This window comes from Flammeovirga aprica JL-4, assembly GCF_012844305.1.
In the GTDB taxonomy this organism is placed as follows: domain Bacteria; phylum Bacteroidota; class Bacteroidia; order Cytophagales; family Flammeovirgaceae; genus Flammeovirga; species Flammeovirga aprica.
In genome coordinates, this window is the sequence record NZ_JABANE010000212.1 from 1 (window position 1) to 5,698 (window position 5,698).

Sequence of the window (5,698 nt, forward strand, 5' to 3'; positions counted from 1 at the left end):
TTGACAAGCTTTTTATCTCCTTTGGCTCTACCTTGACTGCCAGCGTCATACCCACCTACAGCAAACTCATCGACCTCAACATACCCCTTCAAAGGATGCTGTAAACTACTTTGCATAGCATATTGCACTTTACGTCTGAAATTTAAACAGCTTTGATAACTCAAGGACAGTTTCTCACTTAAAGTTAAAGTGGACATGCCTTTCTTATCACAACTAACTTTAAATATGAATTCAAAAGCAGTTAGAATTGAAAATTTCAGCTTATGAAATAGGGTATGAGCCGTAACAGACTCATCATATTTACACTTTTGACAACGTCTGGAATGTAACTTTTTACCTTTCATATATTTTGTATGTTCACATTTCCTACATTTGTAATGATCACTCCACTTTAGTGTCGATAAATATTCAAGACAATCTTCTTCTTTTTGAAATGTTGAATAAAATGTTCTATCGTCAAAACCTTCAAAATTGATCATAATACATCTGGTTGTTTGGTTACTTTTACACTAATGTAAATCAGTTAACCGTAACAGAAGTACGTTTTACTATTTAGGGCGATCTAAGTTTAGATACCTATAGATTTTTTTAGTACACACACTACCAATTTAGAGATGGTCCGTTTATTGTATTACAAGTAATAATTGAGACTATCTAATTCTAATTTAGCAAACTTATGAGATACTATTTACTGTTCATTTTTATTTTATCTTTTATCAGTCTGAACTTCAGTTATGCTCAAACTGATTCATTAACAGCATTTCAAAAAAGAGCTTACTACCATAAAAACAAAAAAAGTGTAGCCTTGATAACTGGTTTTCAAATTCAAAGAAACAAATTTGCAGAACTAGGAGTAGCTATAATGAATGATGGAGTAGAAGGTTATCATATGGCTACTTCAATCGTTGGCATCACAAATGAATTTAAAGTACATGATGAGTTTGTATGGGGATTGAAAGTTGGTGGATGGATAGGAGGAGGTGTAGGTGCAATGAATATGGGTTTGAACATTATCAATTATACCAATTTTAAAGAGAATTCATTACGTTTTAGACCAGAAATTGGTTTAGGCGTAAGTAAATTCAGACTTGTTTATGGGTACAATTTAGCGATTACAAATAAAGAGTTTAAAGGCATTAATGAACATAATTTTACTATGCATATTATGTTTGATCTCTTTAAGCTAAAAGAAGAAGAATACTATAGGTATTGAATAAGTTGTGATAATAGGATTTAGCTTCTTTCTTGAAAATTAATTTGCAGTAAATCAATGTATTTTGTAATATTTATTGTAGAAATTATTAATTGATCCAAAAACAGCTACATGATTAGAAATCTATACCAAATTGATAAACACAGAATTTCAAAAATTGAATATGAAAATGATCCTGATGATTTAGATGATGATGCTGAATATTGGTTAGAAATAAAGGTGGATGACAGGCAAGAAATCGTTCCCATTTTAGAAGAGCATGACTTTGATAAACTAATTCTTAAAGATTTTGTAAGACCATCAAAATTAAAAAATATTCGCCTGACTTCTCAAACAATGGTTTTGAATTTACCGATATGTAATTCTGATAATATCTATATTCAAGAAACGTTGACTCTTATGATCAGTCGAATCAGATCTTCACAGGTATTTTCAGTGCATTGAATAACAACCCTTTTGACTTAGCCATTGATCTTAATTATCTGGTTTATTTTATGGTCAATTATGTTTTAAAGAAAACGGCTCATTGTATTCAGAAAGCAAGAAATGAAGTGGATGAATTATCACATAAATTAGATGAGGATCCTGATGAATTAGATATATCAGATATTATCGACGTAAAAGACAATGTTCATAACCTCTCCAATATTGTGGAAGATCAATACATTGCATTGCAATCAATCCCTAAACTACGATGGGCTGATGGTGTAATACGTATTGATGATGAAATAGGAAGAACGATAAAAAACTATTCTTTCATTTTGGACCTCACCAGCCGTTTAGAAGAAAACATCAAAGGTGTACAATCACATTATCAATTACTTTTGCAAGAGAGAAGTAATAAGAAGCTAAATACCTTGACGATCATTCAAGCCATCTTTGTTCCATTAACATTACTCACGGGTATTTATGGTATGAACTTCGTTAATATGCCAGAGTTAAATATGGTAAATGGTTATTATATTTTTCTTATTTCGATCACTGTAATTGCCATCTTTGAATTATTGGTATTTTGGAAGAGAGGGTGGTTCGATTAATCTCAATTAATTTGAATTTGGAATAACTTGAATGAAATAATCAATCTTGCACATTGTTATTCACTTATGTTATACTATTACTACAGCTTATTATAATTAATTCTAAAACCAAGCTTTATATTTGCGACATTATTGCATTATTAAGCTAAATGAAAAAACTACAACTAATTTACATTGCACTGATATTACTGTTTTTATCATGCAATCAAGAAGACGAGCAATCATCTAATTTACGGATTGAAGATCTAAAATACGGAAGAGGGACTACGGGCCATGGAGATAATCAAATCGGTTATGCTGGAGTTGACTTGCACTTAGAAGCACAGGTTTATGGTGATGAATTGGCTTCAGAGGTATTTGTTACTGTTGAGTCATTAACAGACACAAGTTTTGTTCTTTTCGATTATTCTCAATATTACGAGGGAAGAAGGAACACTTTTATTCATGAGCATCCTGTAATTCCTGTTTATTTTGATACGGGTTCTTATCATGTAGAACTAACCGTTATTGATCAAAAAGGTGAAAAAGCAGTAGAAGGTGGAGAACTGATAATTGTACCTGTAATTCAGTTTTTAGATGTTGAACTAGAAGGTGAAATTATTGCTGGAGAAACTATTACTATCGCTTTTCAGCTTCATGGCCTCAATGTACTTAAAGACTTATACATAAAATTGGTAGATAACCACGACAATGAAATCTTTTCAAATTTCTATGATTTCACTATTGCCAACACCAATATCATCGATTTTAACGATCGCATTCAGATACCTACCGACCTTCCAGCAGGAGACTATTTTGTTAAAGCAATAGCAACTGATGCTAAAAGCAATTCTGTTACAGAAACTTTCAATTTTTAATTAAACATATAAACACTAGATGATGAAAAATTATCTTTTTTTACTACTACTTATTAGCAGTACTTTTTTCTCATGTCAAAAAGATGAAATTCTTGATGATGAAACTGAAGTGCCAGAGAAACCAGAAGATGCTCCTTATGGTGAATTTGAGGGCTTGAAACTTTTAGTGACTTACAATGATAATAATGTTATTGAATTACGAGAGCCACATAGTGAACGTATCGATACTTTATTTGCACAAGAACAAGGAACTAAAGTGATTAAAGAATTAGGTCCTAAGATTGCAAACGCAAAAGTATACAGTGAAGAAAACGTTTATTCAATCTTCACGGGTCTTGATTTACATATGAATCACTTCCATACCTATCCTCCAAAAATTAACATCACTACGTCAACGCCTCAATTGACAAATCTTGATTGGAGTGACTTCCAAGCAATCTGGAGATCAAACGAGAATGGTAATCTATATTATGTAACTGCCGAAGATGTATTAAACAGCGGTCAAGCGAAAGAGATTGAATTAGATCATTATCAAAAAGCAGGTGTGAACACCACTTATTTGTCTACTGGGTTTGGTGATAATTTCTATTTATTAGTAGACGAAGATAATGTATTGGATCTTTATCATGTTGACTCAGCAAAAGTCTCTAAATCATATACAGATTTTAATGAAATCTATGCGACTAACCTTTATTCAGAAAACTGGGATGAGAACTATGGACTTGTTGCAACTGATAAAGGGCTTTTAACCATTGTCTTTACTAACGAAGGTGATTGGATTGACAAGGATATTGTGATGCATGAGAATATGATCGAATACCCAGAAGAAGGTGTAAAATTTGATAAGATAATCTATAGAAAATATTTCAATGGATCTGCTCATACTAAAATTGCTATAGGTATTGACAAGGATAAAGGTATCTATAAAATTGATGCTAAAGAAGGTAAGATGGAAAAGGTAGTTGATACGAAAGGAATTGTAGATTTCGAGATCAATTACATGGTGCACAGACTTTATGTATTGACAGATGATAAAAACTTTGTTGCTTATGATTTGGGTACTTTTACACCAATCAATAGTGCAACAGTAAATGAAGATTTGAGTATGAACGTAAAAGTAGCGGTAAGTGAGAAGTTTGCTTATGTTCATGCAGGAACGAACTCGTATATCAATGTTTTTGGAGCTAAAAACATGATAGAATATACACCAATTGAAACTGGAAATTCGATCTCAGACATCGGCGTTTTTGGAAACGTGATTGAATTAGAAATTGATAATCATAACTAGATATGTCAAAATTGGTGTTTTAGATTAAGTAGTAAAGGGCATCTCAATATTTGAGTGCCCTTTTTTACTTAATTTTCTTCCTTAAAATTCAAAGTAGATTTCACCATATTAGAAATAACCTTATTGATTACACTAATCAAGAAAGTAGTAATTATTATAGATAATATCATAATTCTAGGTTTGATTTGAATATAAAAACTCCCTAAAAGATTAGGGAGCTTTACACTACTGATTGAATTAAATGCTCAACTAATAAATGTAGAATTCTATCGCATTGATCTATTCCTGATTATGAACTATTTTTTGAATACAAACGTTGTCATTAATCTTAATTCATGCTGACCTACATGATCAGGCTTTACAACATTATTATAGTATTGTACACCCAAGTTCACTGGCAGTTTTCCCATAAAAACTAACTTACTGATACCTCCACCTACAGGTACAGTCCATTGTTGACCTTTTTCAGCATTCCAATTCGCTACAATTGTAGGGAATGTGTTGATCATCCAACCTTTGCCTAAACTTTTTGCAATCAGCGTCTGACCAACAAAAGTATTCACATCATTTCTATTTTGATCACCCGCAAATGATACCGTCTGACGGAAAATCATGTCAAAGGTCCAGCCATTGGTTTGGTACACTAATGCTAATGAAGCACCCGCAGACCATTTTCCAGTACCTAACATTTCGCTTGTAGCAGTAGGCATATCGATTGATGGACCAATACCCCAAGCTAGTTTACCTACATTTTTTGGAGCAAAAAAGAAAGAGTAGTTTAGGTCCGTAATCCCGAACTGTGGGTTTAGATTATTTTCCATTCCAGTTGTTGCAGGAAGGTAAGATAATCCCATTACACCACGATGAACAAGACTGAATTTTTCGAATTCTTGAGCAACGATTGGCTGTAAAGACATAGTATAAGTGGTACCATCCATACCAGGAATTCCCATTCCCATATTATGCTGTATAGGCAAAGCAATAATACTTGATAGAGGGTTCTGCAATTTGTTAGCAATCTCATCAGCAGTTTGTGCATTGGCGCTGTTAATACCCAATACAGACATAGCAAAGATAGCAAGGATCTTAATTGATTTTAGTTTTAGAATTTTCATTTTGTTCTGATTTTCGTTCTATTTGTTAGCACAAAAGTAGGTGAACATCAAACAAAATATTTGGATAAAAAATAATGTTTTTGGTAAAAAAGGAAATGAAGCGTTTTTATATCTACTGTAACTACTCAGCAATAGGAATTTTCAACGAAGCAAGCGTTATAAAAGCCTCAAGTATACTCTCTCCTTTC

General features: G+C 32.5%; 7 protein-coding genes. 5 read left to right on the forward strand and 2 right to left on the reverse strand.

The features are described 5' to 3' along the window. A partial coding sequence (locus HHU12_RS32885; RefSeq protein WP_169656597.1) for a transposase occupies positions 1-479 on the reverse strand: 479 nt, incomplete at its 3' end. 197 nt (positions 480-676) lie between these two features. Here HHU12_RS32885 and HHU12_RS32890 point away from each other — a divergent pair. The 5 genes from HHU12_RS32890 (at position 677) to HHU12_RS32910 (ending at position 4,395) form a co-directional block, all read left to right on the forward strand. Beyond that, a complete protein-coding gene (locus HHU12_RS32890; protein ID WP_169660970.1) occupies positions 677-1,213 on the forward strand; it encodes a hypothetical protein in 537 nt (178 codons plus the stop codon). Positions 1,214-1,324: 111 nt separating this feature from the next. Continuing rightward, positions 1,325-1,657: a hypothetical protein gene (locus HHU12_RS32895; RefSeq protein WP_169660971.1), complete on the forward strand. Its 333-nt coding sequence runs from the start codon at positions 1,325-1,327 to the stop codon at positions 1,655-1,657. Next, the gene (locus HHU12_RS32900; RefSeq protein ID WP_169660972.1) at positions 1,654-2,250 is read left to right on the forward strand and encodes a CorA family divalent cation transporter; all 597 of its coding nucleotides are present in this window, start codon (positions 1,654-1,656) and stop codon (positions 2,248-2,250) included. The genes HHU12_RS32895 and HHU12_RS32900 overlap by 4 nt, the downstream gene beginning before the upstream one ends. Before the next feature lie 149 nt (positions 2,251-2,399). After that, entirely contained in the window at positions 2,400-3,107 is a 708-nt protein-coding gene (locus HHU12_RS32905) for a DUF4625 domain-containing protein (protein WP_169660973.1), read from the forward strand. Between the two features lie 19 nt (positions 3,108-3,126). Next, positions 3,127-4,395: a hypothetical protein gene (locus HHU12_RS32910; protein WP_169660974.1), complete on the forward strand. Its 1,269-nt coding sequence runs from the start codon at positions 3,127-3,129 to the stop codon at positions 4,393-4,395. A 296-nt stretch (positions 4,396-4,691) separates the two neighbouring features. Here HHU12_RS32910 and HHU12_RS32915 read toward each other — a convergent pair whose 3' ends face one another. Further along, complete coding sequence (locus HHU12_RS32915) at positions 4,692-5,510, reverse strand: hypothetical protein (protein ID WP_169660975.1); 819 nt, start codon at positions 5,508-5,510, stop codon at positions 4,692-4,694. Positions 5,511-5,698 lie beyond the last annotated feature (188 nt).